General features: G+C 49.5%; 1 protein-coding gene. It reads left to right on the top strand.

Features of this window, described 5'->3' with window-relative positions:
- The coding region (locus AB4486_RS25010; protein WP_372119397.1) for a DUF4397 domain-containing protein at nt 1–285 on the top strand (285 nt) is incomplete at both ends.

The following is a 285-nucleotide window of genomic DNA, read 5'->3' as shown; positions in this document are numbered from 1 at the left end:
GTACATGCATCGCCAGATGCGCCTTTAGCTAACGTTTTAGTCAATAGCCAGGCTCGTTGGAGCGGTGTCGATTATGCTCAGGCATCCGGATACGCCTCAGTAGATCAAGGACAGACAACTCTTCAAGTCGATGTTCAACTCCCAGGTGACGCTGTTGCTACTGTTATTTCTCCAAGCCAATTCGATTTAAGCGGTGAATTAGATTACACCGTGATGGTTGTAGGCGACGCCGATGGATCCAACAATCCTGTAGAGGCTTTGGTTGTTACTCGCCCTGCTGCAGGA

The sequence above is a fragment of the Vibrio sp. 10N.222.55.C6 genome (assembly GCF_041473395.1).
GTDB classification, from domain to species: domain Bacteria; phylum Pseudomonadota; class Gammaproteobacteria; order Enterobacterales; family Vibrionaceae; genus Vibrio; species Vibrio crassostreae_C.
Note: the sequence above shows the minus strand (reverse complement) of the source record. Positions and strands in the feature narration are given on the sequence as shown.